This is a genomic window from Rhodococcus sp. UYP9, from assembly GCF_040547235.1.
Lineage (GTDB): Bacteria > Actinomycetota > Actinomycetes > Mycobacteriales > Mycobacteriaceae > Rhodococcoides.
In genome coordinates this window covers 140,762-161,805 of the sequence record NZ_JBEPPH010000002.1, presented here as the reverse complement: position 1 = coordinate 161,805, position 21,044 = coordinate 140,762, and the positions used below count along the sequence as shown (strand labels likewise).

General features: G+C 62.9%; 18 protein-coding genes, 1 tRNA gene and 1 other RNA gene. 7 read left to right on the top strand and 13 right to left on the bottom strand.

Features of this window, described 5'->3' with window-relative positions; translation table 11 throughout:
* Positions 1-27: 27 nt before the first annotated feature.
* Complete coding sequence (locus ABIB36_RS07065) at positions 28-2,184, bottom strand: 3-hydroxyacyl-CoA dehydrogenase NAD-binding domain-containing protein (RefSeq protein ID WP_354560016.1); 2,157 nt, start codon at positions 2,182-2,184, stop codon at positions 28-30.
* A 9-nt stretch (positions 2,185-2,193) separates the two neighbouring features.
* Positions 2,194-3,405 carry an acetyl-CoA C-acetyltransferase gene (locus tag ABIB36_RS07060; protein WP_084345915.1) on the bottom strand — a complete coding sequence of 404 codons (1,212 nt, stop codon included), beginning with the start codon at positions 3,403-3,405 and terminating at the stop codon, positions 2,194-2,196.
* A 233-nt stretch (positions 3,406-3,638) separates the two neighbouring features.
* Between ABIB36_RS07060 and ABIB36_RS07055 the strand changes: the two genes are divergently transcribed.
* Complete coding sequence (locus ABIB36_RS07055) at positions 3,639-3,872, top strand: hypothetical protein (RefSeq protein WP_256895495.1); 234 nt, start codon at positions 3,639-3,641, stop codon at positions 3,870-3,872.
* A gap of 75 nt (positions 3,873-3,947) precedes the next feature.
* Here ABIB36_RS07055 and ABIB36_RS07050 read toward each other — a convergent pair whose 3' ends face one another.
* From ABIB36_RS07050 to phoU, 4 genes are all read right to left on the bottom strand, one after another.
* On the bottom strand, positions 3,948-6,329 hold the full coding sequence (locus ABIB36_RS07050) for a DNA polymerase III subunit gamma and tau (RefSeq protein WP_354560019.1): 2,382 nt from the start codon (positions 6,327-6,329) through the stop codon (positions 3,948-3,950).
* Between the two features lie 54 nt (positions 6,330-6,383).
* Positions 6,384-8,306, bottom strand: a complete 1,923-nt coding sequence (locus tag ABIB36_RS07045) for a helicase-associated domain-containing protein (RefSeq protein ID WP_354560021.1) — start codon at positions 8,304-8,306, stop codon at positions 6,384-6,386.
* A complete protein-coding gene (locus ABIB36_RS07040) occupies positions 8,303-8,878 on the bottom strand; it encodes an HhH-GPD-type base excision DNA repair protein (protein WP_354560023.1) in 576 nt (191 codons plus the stop codon). The genes ABIB36_RS07045 and ABIB36_RS07040 overlap by 4 nt, the downstream gene beginning before the upstream one ends.
* Positions 8,879-8,957: 79 nt before the next feature.
* Entirely contained in the window at positions 8,958-9,611 is a 654-nt protein-coding gene (gene phoU / locus ABIB36_RS07035) for a phosphate signaling complex protein PhoU (protein ID WP_084345690.1), read from the bottom strand.
* A 164-nt stretch (positions 9,612-9,775) separates the two neighbouring features.
* Between phoU and ABIB36_RS07030 the strand changes: the two genes are divergently transcribed.
* A complete protein-coding gene (locus ABIB36_RS07030) occupies positions 9,776-10,105 on the top strand; it encodes a YnfA family protein (RefSeq protein ID WP_084345691.1) in 330 nt (109 codons plus the stop codon).
* A 26-nt stretch (positions 10,106-10,131) separates the two neighbouring features.
* On the opposite strand, the gene ABIB36_RS07025 is transcribed toward ABIB36_RS07030, so the two are convergent.
* Positions 10,132-11,439: a lipase family protein gene (locus ABIB36_RS07025; protein WP_354560026.1), complete on the bottom strand. Its 1,308-nt coding sequence runs from the start codon at positions 11,437-11,439 to the stop codon at positions 10,132-10,134.
* Positions 11,440-11,593: 154 nt separating this feature from the next.
* Complete coding sequence (locus ABIB36_RS07020; RefSeq protein ID WP_084345693.1) at positions 11,594-12,265, bottom strand: TetR/AcrR family transcriptional regulator; 672 nt, start codon at positions 12,263-12,265, stop codon at positions 11,594-11,596.
* Positions 12,266-12,372: 107 nt separating this feature from the next.
* On the opposite strand from ABIB36_RS07020, the gene ABIB36_RS07015 reads away from it, so the two are divergent.
* A complete protein-coding gene (locus ABIB36_RS07015) occupies positions 12,373-13,896 on the top strand; it encodes an MFS transporter (protein ID WP_084345694.1) in 1,524 nt (507 codons plus the stop codon).
* Positions 13,897-13,946: 50 nt separating this feature from the next.
* Here ABIB36_RS07015 and ABIB36_RS07010 read toward each other — a convergent pair whose 3' ends face one another.
* A complete protein-coding gene (locus tag ABIB36_RS07010; protein ID WP_354560029.1) occupies positions 13,947-15,233 on the bottom strand; it encodes an aspartate aminotransferase type Ic in 1,287 nt (428 codons plus the stop codon).
* Between the two features lie 49 nt (positions 15,234-15,282).
* Positions 15,283-15,377, bottom strand: an RNA gene (gene ffs / locus ABIB36_RS07005) — signal recognition particle sRNA small type.
* 95 nt (positions 15,378-15,472) lie between these two features.
* On the opposite strand from ffs, the gene ABIB36_RS07000 reads away from it, so the two are divergent.
* Positions 15,473-15,557 (top strand) — tRNA-Ser (locus ABIB36_RS07000).
* Between the two features lie 128 nt (positions 15,558-15,685).
* Positions 15,686-16,243 (top strand): TIGR03086 family metal-binding protein, encoded by a 558-nt coding sequence (locus tag ABIB36_RS06995; protein ID WP_084345696.1) that lies wholly within the window; start codon positions 15,686-15,688, stop codon positions 16,241-16,243.
* A gap of 140 nt (positions 16,244-16,383) precedes the next feature.
* On the opposite strand, the gene ABIB36_RS06990 is transcribed toward ABIB36_RS06995, so the two are convergent.
* Positions 16,384-17,130 (bottom strand): 3-hydroxybutyrate dehydrogenase, encoded by a 747-nt coding sequence (locus ABIB36_RS06990; RefSeq protein ID WP_354560031.1) that lies wholly within the window; start codon positions 17,128-17,130, stop codon positions 16,384-16,386.
* Entirely contained in the window at positions 17,127-18,521 is a 1,395-nt protein-coding gene (locus ABIB36_RS06985) for an MFS transporter (protein WP_354560033.1), read from the bottom strand. Before ABIB36_RS06985 ends, ABIB36_RS06990 begins: the two co-directional genes overlap by 4 nt.
* Before the next feature lie 141 nt (positions 18,522-18,662).
* Between ABIB36_RS06985 and ABIB36_RS06980 the strand changes: the two genes are divergently transcribed.
* Positions 18,663-19,571, top strand: coding sequence for a LysR family transcriptional regulator (locus ABIB36_RS06980; protein ID WP_354560035.1), 909 nt, complete (start codon positions 18,663-18,665; stop codon positions 19,569-19,571).
* A gap of 82 nt (positions 19,572-19,653) precedes the next feature.
* A complete protein-coding gene (locus ABIB36_RS06975) occupies positions 19,654-20,376 on the top strand; it encodes a mycothiol-dependent nitroreductase Rv2466c family protein (RefSeq protein WP_354560037.1) in 723 nt (240 codons plus the stop codon).
* 25 nt (positions 20,377-20,401) lie between these two features.
* Here ABIB36_RS06975 and ABIB36_RS06970 read toward each other — a convergent pair whose 3' ends face one another.
* The gene (locus ABIB36_RS06970; protein WP_354560039.1) at positions 20,402-21,034 is read right to left on the bottom strand and encodes a class I SAM-dependent methyltransferase; all 633 of its coding nucleotides are present in this window, start codon (positions 21,032-21,034) and stop codon (positions 20,402-20,404) included.
* Between the last annotated feature and the right edge of the window lie 10 nt (positions 21,035-21,044).

The window sequence follows — 21,044 nt, the reverse complement described above, 5'->3', positions numbered from 1 at the left end:
GGGACGTATCCCCACTCACATGTCTAGCTAGGAGCGGAGCGAGTCCGGCGCTGTGAACCGCTCGCCGTACTTTGCCGCGAGCTCGTCGGCACGCGCGACGAAGCCCGCCTGACCACCCTTGTAGCCGACGATGTACTGGTGCACGCCGCCCGTCCAGGCTGGGTACCCGATGCCGAAGATCGATCCGATGTTGGCGTCGGCCGTGGAAGTCAGCACGCCTTCGTCGAAGCACTTCTGCGTCTCGAGTGCCTCGATGAAGAGCATGCGCTCGATGAGATCCTCGAACGGAGCTTCCGAGGTACCCGACTTGAACGCATCACGCAGTCCGGGCCACAGGCCGGTGCGCTTGCCGTCGGCGTACTCGTAGAAGCCTGCACCCTTGAGCTTGCTCGGACGCTCGAACTCGTCGACCATCTTGTTGATGACCTCGCCTGCCGGATCCACGGGAGGAGTGCCGCCGGCCGCGACGACCGCGTCGTAGGTCTCCTTGCGGATTTTCTGCATCAGCGTCAGCGTCAGCTCGTCCGAGAGCTGCAGCGGCGCTGCGGGGTAGCCAGCTTGCAGGCCTGCCTGCTCGATGGACGCCGGCTCGACACCCTCGCCGAGCATCGCGATTGCCTCGTTGATGAATGTGCCGATGACGCGAGAAGTGAAGAACCCACGGCTGTCGTTGACGACGATCGGGGTCTTCTTGATGAGCTGGACGAGATCGAAGGCCTTCGCCAACGCAGCGTCCGACGTCTTCTCGCCGCGGATGATCTCCACCAGCGGCATCTTGTCGACTGGACTGAAGAAGTGGAGTCCGATGAAGTCTTCCTGGCGCTTGATTCCCTTCGCCAGGCTCGTGATCGGCAACGTCGAGGTGTTCGAGCCGAGCAATGCCTTCGGATCGACGAGATCCTCGATCTCCTGGAAGACCTTCTGCTTGAGCTCCTCGGACTCGAAGACCGCCTCGATGACGAGATCGGCGCCTTCGACGTCCTTGGCATCGGCGGTCGGGTGGATCCGAGCCAGCAGTGCGTCGGACTTCTCCTGGGTGGTCTTCCCACGCGAGAGTGCTTTGGCCTCGATGGCCTCGGAGTACGCCTTGCCCTTCTGCGCAGACTCGATGGCTACGTCCTTGAGCACGACGTCGATGCCGGCCTTTGCGCACACGTAGGCGATTCCGGCGCCCATCATGCCTGCACCGAGGACGGCGACCTTGGTGAACTTCGTCTTCTCGATGCCGTCCGGACGCGACTTGCCTGCGTTGATCGCCTGAATGTCGAAGAAGAACGCCTGAATCATGTTCTTCGAGATCTGCCCGGTGACCAACTCGGTGAAGTACCGCGACTCGATCGTCGACGCGTTGTCGAAGTCGACCTGGGCCCCTTCGACTGCAGCGGCGAGGATTGCACGCGGCGCGGGCATCGGTGCACCCTTGAGCTGCTTGCGCAGGTTCGAGGGGAAGGCAGGCAGAACCGCGGCCAGCGCCGGACTCGACGGTGTTCCACCTGGAATCTTGTAGCCCTTGACGTCCCACGGAGCGACGCCGCCCTCTGGGTTGGCCTTGATCCACGCCTTGGCGGCCGGTACGAGCGCGTCGATGCTGTCGACGAGTTCGTGGACGAGACCGATCTCGAGCGCCTTGTCGGGACGGAATCGGGTGCCCTGGGCGAGGACCGTCATGAAGCCGGTCTGGATGCCGAGGAGGCGGGTGATGCGCGTGACGCCACCGCCACCGGGAAGCAGTCCGAGGGAGACCTCGGGGAGGCCGAGCTGGACTCCGGATACATTCGCCGCAATACGGTGATGCGTTGCGAGTGCGATTTCGAAACCACCGCCGAGTGCAGCACCGTTGATGGCTGCGACGACGGGCTTGCCGAGCTTCTCTACGCGGCGCAGCTGCGCTTTGAGGTTCTGGGCCTCGCCGAACACCTGCTGTGCATCGTCGGGTCCGATCTTCATCATGTTCTTCAGGTCGCCACCGGCGAAGAAGGTCTTCTTCGCGGAGGTGATGACGACGCCCGTGATCGAGTCCTTCTCGGCTTCGAGACGGTCGATGGTGATGGCCATCGAGTCCTTGTACAACTGGTTCATCGTGTTGGCGCCCTGGTTGGGGTCGTCCATCGTGAGCACGACGATGCCGTCGGAGTCCTGCTCCCACTTGATCATGTTGTCTTTGCTTGCTTCAGTGTTTGTCATATCTTCGCCTCAGACTCGCTCGATGATGGTGGCAACGCCCATGCCGCCGCCGATGCACAGGGTGATGAGTGCGTAACGGCCTCCGCGGCGCTCGAGCTCGTCGAGCACGGTTCCGGTGATCATGGCTCCGGTGGCGCCCAGTGGGTGACCCATCGCGATAGCTCCGCCGTTGACGTTGAGCTTCTCGTTCGGGATGTTCAGGTCCTTCTGGAAACGCAGCACGACCGATGCGAACGCTTCGTTCAACTCGAAGAGATCGATGTCGTCGACGGTCAAGCCTGCTGTCGCAAGAACCTTCTTCGCCGCCGGTGTCGGTCCGGTGAGCATGATGGTGGTGTCGGCGCCGCTCGTCGCGGTTGCTACGACACGCGCCCGCGGAACCAGGTTCAGGTCTTTGCCTGCCTGCTCGCTGCCGACGAGGACGAGGGCTGCGCCGTCGACGATGCCGGAGCTGTTACCACCGGTGTGCACGTGATTGATCTTGTCGATCCAGTGGTACTTCTGCAGCGCGACGTCGTCGAAACCGCCCATGGCGGCAACTCCGGCGAACGCCGAGTTCAGCTTGCCGAGCGATTCGACGGTGCTGCCCGGACGCATGTGCTCGTCCTGATCGAGGATCAGCAAACCATTCTGATCGGTTACGGGCACGACCGACTTGGCAAAGTAGCCACCCGACCATGCTGCCGCCGCGCGCTCCTGCGACTGCACTGCATATGCGTCGACGTCTTCGCGGGTGAAGCCCTCGATCGTCGCGATCAGGTCGGCGCCGATCCCCTGCGGGGCGAAGTAGGTGTCGTAGTTGGTGGCCGGGTCCAGCGCCCACGCGCCACCGTCGCTACCCATCGGAACACGAGACATCGATTCGACGCCGCCTGCGATCACGAGCTCATCCCAGCCGGAGCGCACCTTCTGTGCGGCGAGGTTGATTGCTTCGAGACCGGAAGCGCAGAACCGGTTGAGCTGGAATCCGCCCACGGTGTCCGGCATCTTCGCGGCGAGAACGGCGGTGCGGGCGATATCCATACCCTGATCGCCTACCGGCGACACGACGCCCAGGATCAGGTCCGAGATGCGGTTCTCGTCCAGATCCGGGAATCGACGACGAAGTTCGTCGATCAACCCGGTAACCAGCGAGATCGGCTTGACGGAGTGCAGCGAGCCGTTCTTTCCTTTACCGCGCGGGGTTCTGATGGCTTCGTAAATGAACGCCTCTGTAGTCACAGCGTGCAGTTCCTTCCACGTACTGATTTCGGTGGCAGCGCCGGTCAGGACGCTGCAGGACACGAGGATTACACCTCGGCTGTGTACAGACTAGAACGTGTTACCACTGAAGGGACAGGACCTAAACGAGCATTGTCTGTGACCGAATGGGCAGTTTGGGTTTCGAAGGTGCTGGGTAGACCTACAATCGACATAGCGGGGGGATATTTGTGGAAGATCAGGAGTTGATGTCCATGGACACCCAGCAGCCCCTTGCTGTCGGCGCACATGTGAAGGTCCGCTACAGCTCCGATGCCGAGCTGTCGCGTGAGCAGTGGCCTAAAGAGTCCGGCGTGGTCAAGGAAGACTTCGGCGACCAACAAGCCGCGGTGACAGATCGCGGCTGGGCTCTCGCCCGTCGATATGCGGTCGCACTCGACGACGGACGCCTGGTCTTCGTGGATCCGGAAGATATCGAGCCGGCCTAGCTCCTTGTTGTCGAGTGCACAGGACAGCACTCGACAACAACTTCGCCTGAGCGGATTTCTCCGCTACGAGCAGCGCTACTCCTTCAAAGGAGTTCCGCCCAGCTGACTTTGAATCAACTCCAGTGCAACCGTATCCGGGTCGCGCCTGATCGATGGATCCGCAGGCTCTGCGGCCGCCTTCATGAGCTCTTCCTCGTCCTCAGCGGTTTCCGGCGGTGGCGGACCTGCCGGCTCGGGGTCGTCAGGGTAGTCCGGCGCTTCAGGTGGCGGAATGTCGTCGTAGCCCGATCCATCCCCCGCCGACCCGAATGCGTCTTCGGTCGTTCGCGCCGTCTTGTTGCTCTGGCTCGGTCGTGAGAATTTTGTCGACGGGGCCTTCGGAGCCTCGGGACCACCCTTCGATGCCGAGACCTCTTCAGCCGGTGCCGTCGCACCTACGACGCAGGTCACGGCCCAGTCGACCCCGAAAACATCACGCAGTGCGTCTCGAATGACATCGGCGTTTCGCGGCTCTCCGAGTCTCTTGGCCAGCGGGGCCGAATCGTGGCCGAGGGTGATCGAATCGACTTCGACGGCGCGCACCGACGCCCCGGACAGCATGACCTCGACCGTACGGCTGCGCTCGCGAACCTTGGTCCTGACCTCGGACCACACCGCACGTACCGCCGCCGCGTCGGGTTGATTCGACTCTGAGACAGGAGCCGGCGCGGGCTCCGGCTCGCTGACGACCGGCTCGCTGACAACCGGGTCACTGGCAACCGGCTCACTGGCAACCGGCTCACTGACAGCCGAAAGCTCGGGCTGCGATTCGGCCTCGTGCTCTTGCTCCGGCGGCGATACAAGAGCCGGCTCAGGCTCTGCACTCGGCACTGGCTCCGGCACGTGGACCGGCTCAGGCTCTGCACTCGGCACTGGCTCCGGCACGTGGACCGGCTCGGGTTCCGCATTCGGCACTGGCTCCGGCACGTGGACCGGTTCCGGCTCGGGCGCTGGTTTCGGCACTGGATCCGGTTCCGGCGTCACGATGGGCGCCGGCGCAGGCACGGTCACCGCAGGCTGGGGCGCAGGCTGGGGCTGGGGCGGGGGCGGGGCAGGAGCCGCGGCGGGCTCAGGTGCAGGCACGGCTGGCGCAGGCGCCTCTGCCACCGGCCGTTGCGAGGGGCGGACGAACTTCGACGGGGTGCCCTCCGCTGGTGACGCTGGTGCCGGCGCCTCGACCCGCCTCGGGGCTGCATCTTCGGTGACCGTGGCCCGATCGACCGCAGCCCGATCGACCGCGGGCTGCTCACCGGCGGGAAGGGTCACGTCGAGACGCCGTTCCAGGCGCTCGAGACGTTGCAGCACAGCAGATTCGGCATCGGAAGCGGAGGGCAGAAGCATGCGTGCACACATCACCTCGAGGAGAAGTCGCGGTGCAGTGGCCCCACGCATCTCCCCCAATCCGGAGTGCACGATTTCCGCGTACCGCGCCAAGGTTGCCGAGCCGATGCGCGTGGACTCTTCGCGGAGTCGTTCGAGCACGTCACCGGGCACGTCGACCAAACCGCGTTCCCCGGCGTCGGGTACGGCACGCATCAGGATGAGGTCGCGCATCCGCTCGAGGAGGTCGGTGGCGAACCTGCGGGGGTCGTGACCGGCATCTACGACTTTGTCGATGGTGCCGAACAGGGAGCCGCCGTCGCCTGCTGCGAGAGCGTCGGCTGCCTCGTCGATCAGTGCGACATCGGTGACTCCGAGCAAAGACAGCGCCCGGGGGTACGTCACGCCCTCCGGACCTGCGCCCGCGAGGAGCTGATCCAACACGCTCAGCGAATCACGCGGCGATCCACCTCCTGCACGGATGACAAGCGGAAACACGGGATCCGCGACGATCGCGTTCTCTTGCGCACAGATCTTCTCGAGCAGTCCGCGCATGGTCGACGGGGGCAGCAACCGGAACGGGTAATGGTGCGTGCGTGACCGAATGGTCGGCAACACCTTTTCCGGTTCGGTGGTGGCGAAGATGAAGACCAGATGCTCCGGCGGCTCCTCGACCACCTTGAGCAGCGCGTTGAAGCCCGCCGTGGTCACCATGTGCGCCTCGTCGATGATGAAGATGACGTAACGCGACTCGGCGGGTGCATACACCGCTTTGTCCCGAAGATCACGGGCATCGTCGACGCCACCGTGACTCGCTGCGTCCATCTCTACGACGTCGAAGTTGCCTGGGCCACCGGGTGCGAGCGCGACACAGGAATTGCACACCCCACAGGGTGTGGAGGTAGGGCCCTCGGCGCAGTTCAGCGACCGCGCGAGGATGCGGGCCGACGACGTCTTGCCGCAGCCACGTGGGCCGGAGAAGAGGTAGGCGTGGTTGATTCGGTTGGAGTTGAGCGCCACACTCAAGGGCTCGGTGACGTGCTCCTGCCCGACAACCTCAGCGAACGTCGCAGGACGGTACTTCCGGTAGAGAGCCACGCCGAAAGGGTACCGGCGAGCGCCGACATCGGCGTCGATGGCCCAGCCTCGAGTTCACAACAGCGGTGCAAGAACCATCCGGACACTCGAGATCTCGATACTCCGCCTGGTCTGCAACCGATCCGACCAGGCATACAACGTACCGGAATCGAGAATGATGTCACCGATCGTGTCCTTGACGATGCCCGTGCCCGCGGTAAGTACATCGACCGTCACCACAGTGCCGACCGCGATGGCTCCAGCGAGGGCATCGGCATCTCGGGCCGGGAGGTGATGAACGGTCTTCAAACGCGCGGCCAATCGGGCCACATCGACCTCTACTGGAACACCTGTCACGAGGGCGCGCGCCAACTCACCGACATCGGTGCGTTGGCGCGGCATCGGAACGATGCGCGACTGTAGCGGTCGAGGTGCGACCCTGGCCACCTCTGTCGGCGCGAGGTCGCCGGTGAGCACTGGGGCGTAGCCCGCGGATCGCAACGAGTCGAGCACACCGAGCGCCGGTATCGACGGGGCCAGAGCTGTGTCCGCGCACCTTTCGGCGTCGAAAAGTGCGCGCGCGTGAATCTCCGCGATGAGCGCGGCATCTCGAGACTCGATGCGCCCGGACACCCCGTCGACAGTGATTGCCCCGTGCCGTCGCAAGACATCACGGATCAGGTATTCGAGTGACTGTGGCACTTCGGTCGATGCAATTTCAGCCAGGGACTGGAGCAGTTCTTCGCCGGAGCCACCTCGATCGAGCCAACTGCGGATCGACCGGTCGCTGAACCGCCAGGCCGACGCAGCGCCGCGCGATTCGCGGGTCGCCGATCCCGTGAGAAGCCGCGAAACACGTTCACTCACAGGGCCGGACACCACGGCAGTGAGATCGGGCAACAACCGCACTACTGATTCGGCTCGGTGGACGAGCTGGTGCACAGCGGGTGCAACTACCGTCGCATCGGCGGTAGTTCCCATGCTGCCGAGCAGTCGTGACAGGTCCGTCGGAGCACCGTCGACGACGATCCCGACTGCTGATGCCTCGCGCCACACGGCCGCGACGTCACCGGGATTCGCCTCGGCCGCGAACCGGGGCAGCTTCCACACTGTGTAGTCCACTGCCGAGTCGACGTCGAGAAAACCACCGTCCGGGATCGAGTCGATCATGCGTCGACGAAGCACAGCCGTCGACGGGTTCGGGGCGATCGGACCGAGTATCTGGGCACGCTTGCCGTTCGCTTGCAAGGAATTCGTCGCGGCGCCCTCCGACCACCACCACGCTTCCACCATTTTCGCGTATTTCGTTGCCCGGTCCATCGATTGCCATTCGCCGTACTCTGTCGTGCACCGCAGTAGCGGGGCGCGAGCTTCGACGAGACGCAGTTCGCCTGCGAGACCGAGAACAAGTTCGACGTCGTCCACATCAGCGCCGACACCCTTGGCAAGTGCCCGAACCTCGCGGCTCCCCACTCCCCCTGCCCTGACCGCTTTCACAGAGCCTGCATCGACTTCCACGAGCACTGCTTCGACGAGGTCGCAGAACCCGGCCACCGCAAGTTCCTGCGATTGCGTATTCGCTGTACCTCGCTCGACCATGACGGGCCGCGACACGTCGATGAGCGCGTGCAGATTCAGACGTTCGAGGTCATCGACAATGGAGCTGTAACCCTCACCGACCGGCGAGCAGAGCCCGAGATCGATCAGCGATCCCACCGCGCGATCTACCTCGGCCGTCGTGCAATCGGTCCCCTCCGCGACCGCGATACCAAGGTCCGAACGCGAGATCGATTCGCTTCCAGCGAGAATCACGAGCAGCGACAGGGCACCCACGTCGAGTTCACGTATGGCAGCATCCAACGATCGTTCGCGCCGCAGAAGGTGGGCAAGCGCGGCATACGTGCGCGGTGGCGGATCGAGCGCCACGTCGGGACGCTTGCCGAGAAGACGGGCCAGCGACGCCTCGTCGATACTCTCGAGCCAGTGCTCGTACGTCACTTTTTCTTGGCTGCTGCCTTGGCTGCCTTCTTGAATTCGCGGACTTCGAGGAGCGACTTCTCGTCGACGACATCGGCGATCGACCGCCGCGATCCCTCGTCCCCGTACGCGCCTGCGGCCTTGCGCCACCCGTCGGGCGTCACTTCCATCTGCTTGCCCAGCAACGCGAGAAAGATGCGGGCCTTCTGATCTCCGTACCCCGGCAAAGCCTTCAGCCGCTTCAGTACTTCGGGTCCGTCAGGACTGTCACGGCGCCAGATCTGATCCGGCTTACCGTCGTAGTTCTCGACGAGGTATTCCGCAAGTCCTTGAATACGTTTGGCCATCGAAGCCGGAAAGCGATGTACCGCAGGCGTTGTGGCACACACGGCCGCGAACTCCTCCGGGTCGGCTGTCGCAATGGTCTCGACGTTCAGATCGCCAAGACGGTCGACGAGTTTCTTCGGACCGGCGAATGCCGATTCCATCGGAACCTGCTGATCGAGAAGCATTCCGATCAGCAACGCGAAAGGGTCCTCGGTGAGCAGCGCATCGGCTTCTGGGTCGCCGACCAGGTGCAGAGTAGGAGACATAACTCCGATCCTCCCACGCGGGAGAAAATTCCGTTATCGGGTTCCAGCTGCGATGTCGTGGCCGAACGGTGTGGCTCGACTATGTCTCGTCGGACCGAAATTCACCGGTGACGAGGAAGATGACCCGCTTGGCAACCTCGACAGTGTGATCGGAGAACCGTTCGTAGAATCGGCCGAGCAACGTGATGTCGACGGCAGCAGGAATGCCGTGCGGCCAGCCCGGTGCGGACGTCAGAGTGAACAAGCTCCGGTGGAGTTCGTCCATCGCCTCGTCCTTGGTCTGCAGCTCGGTGGCCAGTTCGGCGTCACGGGAGAGCAGAACCTTGCGCGTCGAATCTGCCTGTTCGACGGCGACGCGCCCCATCTCGGCGAACACACTCTCCACCTCGACCGGCAGTACGTGTGCAGGGTGCCTGCGTCGAGCGAGCTCGGCGATATGGATGGCAAGTCCACCCATGCGTTGGAGATCGGCAACAATGTGAAGTCCGCTGACCATGATTCGCAGGTCCAGTGCGACGGGCGACTGCAACGCGAGGACACCGAAGGCTTGGTGCTCCCAGTCGGCTGCAGCTCTGTCGATCGTTTCCCTGCCGGAGATGGTGTGTTCCGCGACTGCGAGATCCGCGGTCAGCAAGGCCCTGGTAGCCGATTCCATCGCAGATTCCGCAAGTCCGCACATCGATGCAAGATCGGCTGCGAGGGAATCCAAGGTGACGTTGTACTGCTCACGCATGAGCTACCTACCTCCGTTGGGCTTACTCGATTGACCTCGATCGGTCACGATCATCTGCCGCCGCCCCTCGCTGTGTACATACCTTCACCCTGTTACCCGAGTGTTGATCCTCCTACACTTGGGAAACCTATGGCACTTCGGTGAACATATGGAATCGTGCACACGTGACGGTACTCAAATCCATCCTGTTGTTCGGCGTCGCTGCAGTGCTGGAGATCGGCGGGGCGTGGCTGGTATGGCAGGGAGTCAGAGAACACCGCGGATGGATCTGGGTCGGCGCAGGTGTCGTTGCGCTCGGTGCCTACGGATTCGTCGCGACGCTGCAGCCGGACGCCAATTTCGGCCGCATCCTCGCCGCGTACGGCGGTGTCTTCGTCGCGGGGTCTCTCGCCTGGGGAATGATCGCCGACGGCTTCGAGCCGGACAGGTGGGACGTGACAGGAGCAGCACTCTGCCTTCTCGGCGTCGCCGTGATCATGTACGGCCCGCGCTGACTGTGCCCGGACCGTACGAGATCACCTCAGCAATTCGACGGCGCTGGGACTCCGTCGAAACGATCCTTCATCCAGCTCTGCGCTTCACCGAGTCCGAGTAGATCCGGAATGATGTGTCCTGCACCCGATCCCGGCACTATGGCCGGTACCTGAGCACTGCTGAGCTGAACGGTTGCACCTTGACTGCACCAGTCAGCGGCCAGCTGCACGGCTTGACCGTGTGGGACGACGTCGTCGGACGTGCCGGACTGAATCAGCACGGGCGCGTTCGGTGTGCGTTCGCCGATCTTGTTGGCCGCCAATATCTCCTGAGCCCTGGGTAGCCTGTCGAGAACAACCGACATCGGTTCGCCTGTGTTGGTGTACTCCTGCGTGCGATGCAACCCGACCGTCAGAATCGTGGCGCCGACACATTGATCAGCGACCTCTCTCAACATCGCCTTGCCTGCACCGTTGATGTTCTCGTCGATGATCGGCCGAAGATCCGGGTCGGATTCGAGCAAGCCGTTGAGCGTGTAACCGATCACGCCGGTGAGGATGGTGCCGTCCACCTGTTCGAGTGTCGACTTCAGATCAGCCGGCGGGGCCCCTGCGTACGTACCGACGATGTTCAGTTCCGGCGCGTACTCGGATGCCAGTTCTGCACCGGACGCCGCCGCGCCTCCACCCTGTGAGTAGCCGTACAGTCCGACGGGTCCATCGGTGGAAATCTCTGTGCCGGAGAGACTCTGCGCTGCCCGAGCCGCATCGAGAACAGCATGCCCTTCGGCAGCGCGGTTGACGTAAGTGTGGGCACCCGGGGTGCCGAGTCCCTCGTAGTCGGTGATGACGACGCCATATCCCTGAGACAGCAACGCGTATGCGGCGAGCACCTCGTACTCCACCATGGCATCGAACGGCGGCGTGTAGGTGATGAGGTTGTTCAACATCTTCGATGGCGCACACTGGTCGCCCTGCCCCTGCGTACCGGGTGCGAGACTCACGAGCGGTCGCGGACCTGGGCCGGTCCAGTCTGCCGCCGGATCGATGTAGGTGCCAGTCACTGCGATCGGATCACCGTTGGAATCCTTGCTGCGGTACATGATTCGAGTAGCCTCGCCGGGGAGTGCCCCACCGATGGTGGGCACCGAGATCGCCAAATGCGAGGGCTCGGAGCGGATGACGTCCCCTGCATCGCCGTCGGGCAGTGGGCTCGGAGGTAGGTAGAAGTCGGACTCCACCGTCGATCCGGTCGATGAACCCGATGGCGGCTGAGCCGACGCCAAGGGCGTCATCGCTGTTGCTGCCAGCAGAACGGCTCCGACGGCCGGTCCGACTACCCGTGACGCTCGCATGCATTACCCCCATAGGTCCACTGTCGCCGCCGTTATTACTAGGCAGTAGCAACACTCGTGACGGACCATACGTGATGTACAGCACAGGCGAAAGACTGATGGTTCAACCCACCGCGCACCGGCGTGAACCTTGTGAACAATCACAAAAAACAGATCAGCGGCGACGGCGATGCATTGCAGCTTTCGCCGAGTCGAGCTCGACTCCGGTGAGTGCACGCCCCGGCAGAGCGGTCGCCGCACCGGGTTCGGATCGGAGCCCGTCGAGAACCACGGTGAAGTAGCGTCGCCAATTGCCGGCGTCCACCGCGGAGGTGAATTCGGCGCCTGTGGAGACCATGCTGATCAGCGGAATGATGTCGTTGACCTCGACGTCGCCGCGGAGCTGACCCGACGCCTTCGCTCGGAGTACGATCTTCTCGACGAAGGGCTCGAGCCGTTCGCGCACCTGCGCGATCCCCGCGCAGCCCTCGTCCGTGCCGAGTACGACCTCACCGAGACCCCGGTCTGCGGACATCCCCTCGCACAATCTATCGAGGAACACCACGAGGCCTTGCCACGGGTCGGCGGTGGTCAACGCCTCCTCAGCGAACACGGTCATCTCCTCGAGCCGCTGTTCGAAGACACCATCGATGAGCTCTTCTTTGCACGAGAAGCGCCGATAGACGGTTCCGACGCCGACCTTCGCATGATCGGCGACGTCGTCGAGAGTGATGTCGATTCCGCGCAATGCGAACAGCTCGCGAGCTGCCTCGACGATGCGTTTGCGGTTTCGTTCCGCGTCGGCCCGAAGCGGCTTCTTTGCCGCTGTGTCAGCTCTCACACTCATCTGAATGTCCGTTTCACCCGGTAAGCGGAGGATTGACCTCCGCTTAGCTGCTACCTTTGGTCGATAACCGGAGAGTACACCTCCGCATAGCCGACAGAAGGACGAATATGACCGCATTGTCTTCGGATAGCGTCGAGACATCGACGTCACCGGCCTCGGAAGAAACTGCTGACGCAAAATCACATCGCGTTCGCTGGCTGGTTCTCGCCACCCTCGGCCTGGCTCAGCTCATGGTCGTGCTGGACGCGACCATCGTGAACATCGCGTTGCCGGCGGCCCAGCTCGATCTCGGCTTCGACAACAGCAACCGTTCCTGGATCATCACCGCCTACGCGCTGGCCTTCGGCAGTCTCCTGCTCCTCGGCGGCCGACTCAGCGATCTGTTCGGTCGTCGCAACACCTTCCTCGTCGGGCTCGTCGGCTTCGCCCTCATGTCCGCGGTCGGGGGCGCATCGGTGAACTTCGGAATGCTCGTCGCAGCTCGCGCAGGCCAGGGCGTATTCGGTGCACTTCTCGCACCGGCGGCACTGTCGCTGCTGGCAACCACGTTCACGGACCCGAAGGAGCGTGCGAAAGCATTCGGCATCTTCGGTGCAATCGCCGGTGGCGGTGGCGCGTTGGGCCTGTTGCTCGGCGGCATACTGACCGAGTGGGCGACCTGGCGTTGGAGTCTCTACGTCAACCTGATCTTCGCCGGGGTGGCGTTCGTCGCCGGATTCATCCTGCTGGCCAAGCATGCGGTCACCACCAGGCCCAAGCTCGACATTCCGGGAACAGTCACAGTCTCGGCCGCGCTGTTCGCCATCGTCTACGGTTTCGCACACGCAGAATCCGACGGCTGGGGTAACACGGTCACCCTCGCGTTCCTGATCATCGGTACAGCATTGCTCGGCGTGTTCGTCGTCCTGCAGCGACGCGTCGCGCATCCTCTGCTGCCACTGCGCATCATCCTCGACCGGACACGCGCTGGATCGTTCCTCGCAGTGTTCGTCACCGGGGCAGGCATGTTCGCAGTGTTCCTCTTCCTCACCTATTACATGCAGAGCACACTCGGCTACACACCGATCACTACCGGATTCGCTTTCATGCCGATGATCGGCGCGTTGATCCTCACCGCAACGGTGTCGACGGGAGTGATCCTGCCGCGATTCGGACCCCGGGTCCTGATACCGACGGGCCTGCTGGTTGCCGGGGTCGGAATGAGTCTCCTGACTCAGGTTTCACTGGACAGCACCTACCCGATGCACATTCTGCCCGGGTTGATCATCATGGGCCTCGGACTCGGCGCCTCCATGGCTCCGGCCTTTCAGAGTGCGATCTCCGGGGTGAATCTCGACGACTCGGGCGTCGCCTCCGCCACGGTCAACACCATGCAGCAGATCGGCGGCTCGATCGGTACGGCATTGCTCAGTACCATCGCAGCGAGCGCAGCAGCCACGTACGTCACAGACAATGTGGCTAGCGCATCGAGTGCGGCGGCACTGCAGGCCAACGCCGAACTCGCCAGCTACACAACGACGTTCTGGTGGGCGAGTGGGATCTTCGTGCTGGGCGCGGTCATCACCGGGTTCCTGTTGCGACCGGGCCTACTCGCCGAAGCACCAGAAGGCGCGGTAGTGATCGGTCACTGAGCGACTTCGTTGCAGCCTGAATGGAATACGCCCTCTCGGGCGTATTCCATTTACCTGTCGAGGAGCTTTTCGGTCGCGGCGAGCAAAACGCACGTCGCGACCCCGTCCATCGACTTCTGCAGATCGTCCAAGGACGGGAAGCTCGGAGCGAGCCGGATGTTTCGGTCCTCGGGATCGTTTCCGTACGGGAATGCCGAACCCGCTCCCGTCAACGCGATACCGGCGTTCTTCGCCAATGCGATCGAGCGAGCCGCGGTGCCCTCGAGCACGTCGAGGGAGATGAAGTAGCCACCCTTCGGCTCCGTCCACGACGCGATCTTCGACGCACCGAGCCGGTCTTCGAGGATCTGACCGACGAGCGCGAACTTCGGTGCAAGGATGTCCCGATGCTTGGCCATGTGGGCACGGACACCGTCGGCGTCGCCGAAGAACCGCAGGTGCCGAAGCTGATTCAGCTTATCCGGACCGATGCTCTTCTTACCCAAATGCTTTTGGTACCACGCGAGATTCTCGTCCGAGCTGCCGAAGAAGCTGACACCCGCACCGGCGAACGTGATCTTCGACGTCGACGCCAGTACGAACGGACGATTCGGGTATCCGGCTTCGGCCGCCCACCCGAGAATGTCGTGGGACGGGGCGAATTCTTCCACCAGCGGATGCACGGCGTAAGCGTTGTCCCAGAACAGGCGGAAGTCTGGGGCGGCAGTCGGCATGGATGCCAACGCTCGCACTACTTCCTCGGAGTACACGGCCCCCGTGGGGTTCGAGTAGTTCGGAACCGCCCACATGCCCTTGATCTGCGGATCCGACGAGACGAGACGGGTGATCTCGTTGATGTCGGGACCGTCGGGAAGCATCGGGACTGCGATCATGTCGATGCCGAAGCTCTCGGCGATCGCGAAGTGCCGGTCGTATCCGGGCGCCGGGCACAGGAAGCGGATATTCGGCTCGGCCGACCAAGGCCGCGGCGAATCGGTAAGACCGTGCAGCAGGGCCCACACAACCAGGTCGTGCATGATTTCGAGGCTCGCATTGTTACCGGCCAGGAGATTCTTCACCGGAATGCCGAGGATTTCACCGAAGATTGCTCGTAACTCGGGAAGACCTGCGAGGCCTCCGTAGTTGCGGCAGTCGGTTCCATTGCCGTCGCGGTAGTCCTCGCCGGGAAGCGTCAGCAGGCCGGCAGCAAGATCGAGCTGCTCGGGCGACGGCTTCCCTCTGGTGAGGTCGAGTGCAAGGTTCTCGTTCTCGAGCTGCTCGTACTTGGCAGACTGACGCTCGTGCTCGGAGACGAGCTCCTCATGGCTCATCAACCCCATTTGGGTTTGCGCTGGCATGTGGAGCTTCCCTCTCGGTGTCGGGGCTCGAAATCTGGTCCCTTGAAAGTAAAGGGGACCCCGCGCACCCGGCAGAGCCCATTGACCCTTGCTGCCTTCCGGCCCTGGGGGAGTTCACAGGATGCGCGCCGCGCGGGATCCATTGAAGAGTCTAACCACACTGGCGGCCGTGCCGTTTCGGTGGCCCTCACCGGAGCCCGTTTGGGATCTGGAGGGGGTTATCCGGTACGCTTCCACACGGAGGATTCGCCTAGTGGCCTATGGCGCTCGCCTGGAACGCGGGTTGGGTTAACGCCCTCAGGGGTTCAAATCCCCTATCCTCCGCAGAGAAGCCCCTGCAACCGTTTGGTTGCAGGGGCTTTCTTCATATCGGTGCAGGTCCGCGCGCCCCGTCTCCTACGCATTCCGATATTCGATCCCCGGCGAGGGTGAATGTTGGGAGAATCGGCCGCATGACAACGCCGGAATCGACCGCCGACCGCTATCGCCGCCTCGCAGGCGTACTTACTCGCCGCATCGAGGCAGTGCCGTCCGACAAGTGGGATATCGCCTCTACCTGTGCGGGCTGGAGCATCCGTGACGTTGTGAAACACCTCGTCGACACCGAGAAGGGCGCACTCGAACCCGTCGGCCTCTCCATTCCCGACGGCCCATCGGCGGACGACAATCCAGCCACCGCCTGGGCCCACACCCGCGACGGCATGCAGGACATTCTCGACGACCCGGCCCGCGCGAACCTCGAGTACGACGGACATTTCGGGAAAACCGATCTAGCGTCGTCGATCGGGTCGTTCTACAGCCTGGACTTGATCGTTCACGCGTGGGACATCGCGCACCCGGCGGGCGTCGACGCAACCATCGCCGACCAGGACCTCGACTTCGTCGAAGCGTTCATCGAGCAGATTGGCGACAACATTCGAATGGAGGGAGTGTGCGGTCCGGCCGTCGAGGTGCCGGAGTCGGCCGATCGCCAGAGAAAGGTGCTCGCCCAGTTGGGTCGGGAGGTCTGAAAGCGCCTCACCCATCGCTTGAATGAACCATTCATACGATCAAATAGCTGGAGGGGTCCATTCAAGCCGGTGGTGGTGGTGGCGGTGGTGGTGAACACCAACTGGTGGGGCGGACACAAGCCGGTGGTGGTGGTGGCGAACTACTTCGCCGACCACCCACCGTCCATGGTGTAGGACGCACCGGTGACCATGCCCGCGTCCGCGGACGTCAGCCATCCGACCAACGAGGCAACTTCCGACGGTTCGACGAGCCGTTTGATCGCGCTCTCGGCCAGCATGACCTGCTGGAGCACCTCTTGTTCCGGAATGTCATGTGCGGCAGCCTGATCGGTGATCTGTTTCTCGACCAGCGGGGTTCGGACGTAGCCCGGATTGACGCAGTTGCTCGTCACTCCGTGCGGGCCACCTTCGAGCGCGGTGACTTTCGACAGTCCTTCGAGCCCGTGTTTGGCCGTGACGTAGGCAACTTTGAATGCCGAGGCACGTAGGCCGTGCACAGAGGAAATGTTCACGATTCGGCCGAATCCACGAGAGTACATGTGCGGCAACGTGGCTCGGACGAGAAGGAAGGGCGCTTCGACCATCAGCGTCTGAATCCGACGAAATGCCGTTGGATCGAAATCGACTATCGCCGAGACGGTCTGTATGCCGGCGTTGTTGATCAGAATGTCGGTGTCGAGAGTGAGGTTCTCCAGAGCCGCGACGTCCGATAGGTCCACCGCCCACGACTCCCCGTGCAGTTCCGATGCCAACTCCTTCGCCGCGACTTCGTCGACGTCGGCGATGGTGACTCTCGCGCCCCGATCCGCGAGCATCCGGGCACACGCTGCACCGATGCCGCCTGCCCCACCGGTGACGAGTGCGGACCTCCCGGTCAGGTCCGTCACTTCAGTCCTGCTTTGGCCAGTTCTGCCTCGGTTGCAAGGTTTTTGGCATCTGCGATATCGATGGACTCCAGCGCAAGACCCTTTGTCTCACGGGCAGCGATGACCGCAACCAGCGTGATGGTGCACGCACCGGCCAGGTACCACGCAATCGGGACCGAGGATCCGTACCTGTTCAGCAAGAACACTGCGATGATCGGCGCCAGTGAGCCGGCGACGATCGAGGTGACCTGATAGCCCAGGGAGACGCCGGAGTAACGCATACGCGTCGGGAACATTTCGGCCATGATCGCCGGCTGGGTGGCGTACATGAAGGCGTGGAAGACCAGGCCGATGATGATGGCGAGCATGATGACGGCGTTGTGCCCGCTGTTGAACATCGGGAATGCGAAGAAGCCCCACGTGCCGGCGGTCAGTGCACCGAACAGGTAGACCGGCCGTCGACCAATTCGGTCGGCTAGACGTCCTACCAGCGGAATGACGGCGAAGTGGACGGCATGAGCTGCGAGCATCCACCACAGGATCGTCTGGGTGTCGGTGCCGACCTCGACTTTGAGGTAGGTGATGGTGAACGTGACGACGAGGTAGTACATGACGTTTTCGCCGAACCGAAGACCCATCGCAGTGAGAACGCCACGCGGGTAACGCTTTACGACCTCGAAGACGCCGTACGACGCGGCCTTGATGACCTCGGCCTGCTTCTGTGCCTCTAGGAAGATCGGGGCATCGGTGACCTTGGTGCGAATGTAGTAGCCGACGAAAACGATGACGGCAGAGAGCCAGAATGCGACACGCCATCCCCAGCTGAGGAAGGCTGCGTCGGACAGCGTTGTGGTCAGGACGAGAAGGACGACGGTAGCGAGAAGGTTTCCGGCGGGCACCCCGGCCTGCGGCCAGCTGGCCCAAAATCCGCGACTCTTGTTCGGACTGTGTTCTGCCACAAGAAGAACCGCGCCACCCCATTCGCCACCGACTGCGAAGCCCTGGATGAATCGAAGCAGCACGAGAAGTGCGGGAGCCCAGTAGCCGATCTGGTTGAAGGTGGGGAGGCATCCCATGAGGAACGTTGCTCCGCCGACGAGCACCAGGCTGAACTGCAGCAACTTCTTTCGACCGTACTTGTCCCCGTAGTGACCGAAGACGATACCGCCGAGCGGGCGAGCCACGAACCCGACGGCGTAGGTGACGAATGCAGCGAGAATGGCATCGAGTTCGCTGGTGCCGGCTGCGAAGAAGATCTTCGAGAACACCAGCGTCGCTGCGGTGCCGTAGAGGAAGAACTCGTACCACTCGACGATGGTGCCTGCCATCGACGCCGCGACGACCTTCTTGAGCCCGGTCGGGGCTGCGTCCGGGTTCGGACCGCCGGATTGTGTCCGATCGTCAACGCTCATTTTCATCTCCTTGTGTGGTCGAAAGCCGTCGTGCCTAAAAGTGTGACGGGGTACACAGTGAACCGCTGCTCCTGAGTATCGATGCAGATCGGTATGCGGACAATGGCCAAGACTGCAGGCCCAGTCTGCAAAAATGCAGATATGGCACGCGATCAGCCCGGTCCGAGCGCAGACGACCTCTTGGTACTACTCGCTGTGGAGCGCAGCGGGAGGTTCAGCTCCGCAGCCAAAGAACTGGGCGTCAACCACACCACCATCTCGAGGAGAATCGCCACGCTCGAAGCCGGCCTCGGCGGCCGCGTGCTCATCCGGGCAGGAGGCGGGTGGGAACTCACCGAGCTGGGACGCGGCGCCCTCCGCGCGGCCGAGACTGTCGAAGCGGCGATGAGATCACTCGAAAGCGGGGATGAACCTGGACAAATCGAAGGCGTCGTCCGACTCTCGGCGACCGACGGATTCAGCGCATACATCGCAGCTCCAGCAGCCGCTCGCGTGCAGCGCCAGCACCCGAAAGTGGCGGTAGAAATCGTCGCGGTCACTCGTCGCGCATCCCAGCAGCGGTCCGGTTTGGATATCGAGATCGTCGTCGGTGAACCGCAGTTGCATCGCGCGCAGGCCATCAGGCTCGGGGACTACCGTCTCGGTCTCTACGCGTCGAAGGACTACCTTGCGGACCACGGAACACCGGGTACCGTCGACGACCTCGCCGACCATCCACTGGTGTATTTCATCGACTCGATGCTCCAGGTCGACGACCTCGATCTCGCACCCAACTTCACCCCGACCATGCGTGAATCGGTCTCCTCGACCAACGTCTTCGTGCACGTCGAAGCCACCCGGGCATCGGCGGGCATCGGCCTGCTGCCGTGCTTCATGGCAGATCGGCACGGAGACCTCGTCAGAATTCTGGACGACACCGTCGCCACACGACTGTCCTACTGGCTCGTCACCCGGCAAGAATCGCTGCGGCGGCCCGAGGTATCTGCAGTAGTCGACGCGATCCGCGCGGTGGTAATCGAGCAGCGAGCGGAATTGTTGGGGGAGAATTGACCGTCTGTGCGGAGGTACGAAGTGCGCCCCTGCGTATACCGTCGTGCACACGGAAATTCCGACTGGCAAGGAGCGTCCCTCGATGTCCGATATCGACTTCTATTTCGATCCGGTGTGCCCTTTCGCATGGATGACCAGCAAATGGGTTCGTAAGGTGCAGGCGCAGCGTGATTACACGGTCGACTGGCGATTCATCTCCCTGCGCCTGCTCAATTCTCACATCGACTACACGTCCCACTTTCCACCCGAGTACGAGGCCGGCCACACCGCAGGTCTACGACTGCTGAGGGCCGCCGCAGACATTCGGCGCGAGCACGGGCCTGCTGCGATCGGGCCACTGTATGCCGCCCTCGGTACGCGAATTTTCGATACCGATGTAGTGCCCGACGACGCTACGAGCCACGGCTATCGCGGCACCGCGGCATTCCTGGCACCGATCCTCGAACAACTGGGCTTGCCGACTCGTCACACCGGCGCCCTGGATGATTCCTCGTTCGACGAGGAAATTCGTGCCGAAACCGACCACGCTCTCTCGCTGACCGGCAAGGACGTCGGCACACCGATCATTGCCTTCGAGCCTCCGGACGGAGTTGCATTCTTCGGACCGGTGATCAGCAGACTACCCAGTGACGAAGATGCAGTACCTCTGTGGGACAACGTGATCGGACTCGCACGCTTCCCAGGATTCGCCGAAATGAAGCGCAGCATGCGTGAGCTTCCACAACTGAAGGCTCTGGGTGTAGCGGAGGACGAAGTCGGCACGCAGCAAGACTGGCACGCCGGTAGTCGACGTCAGAAGAAATGACTACCTCGGGCGGTGCAACCGGCGGTCACACAGAGGGGACCGACCCGACGCGAACCTGGATGTGACCGCCACGCACCGATGCTGACTGCACCGTGTCGAGTCGAGCAGGCATTGCAGTCCACGGGTGAGCGTCGATGTCGGATCCACCCAGTCGGCACGCCAGGCGCGCCAGCGGTGTCCATAATTCTGCGCGTCCGACGGGTTTCTGCATGTCTACGACGGCCACGACTCCCCCTGCCCGCGTTGCGGAGATCATCGCGTCGAGTGCAACCTCCCACCGAGCCATCAGCGACAACGCGTAGGTACTGATAGCCGCGTCGAAGGGAACGTGATCTCCCAGGTCCACCGAATCGAGTGCGGTGGCGTCCGCTGACATCAGGGTGACGTTCTCCCACCCAGCGGAGGTAGCGCGGCGTCTGGCCTGCTCGAGCATCTGCGGGCTCGAATCGACACCGGTGATCGAACCTGTAGGCCCGATCCGGCGCTGCAGCAAAGCAAAATTGAGGCCTGTCCCGCAGGCGACGTCGAGGACATGACTGCCCGCTGGAAGAGCCATCAGATCGATCGCTGCCGTACGACCAGCGCGATAGATCGGCCACTCGAAAGAAATCACGTCGTACATGCGCGCCGAAATCGTGTACGGCATCGGCTTCTTCATCGGTCGGTCC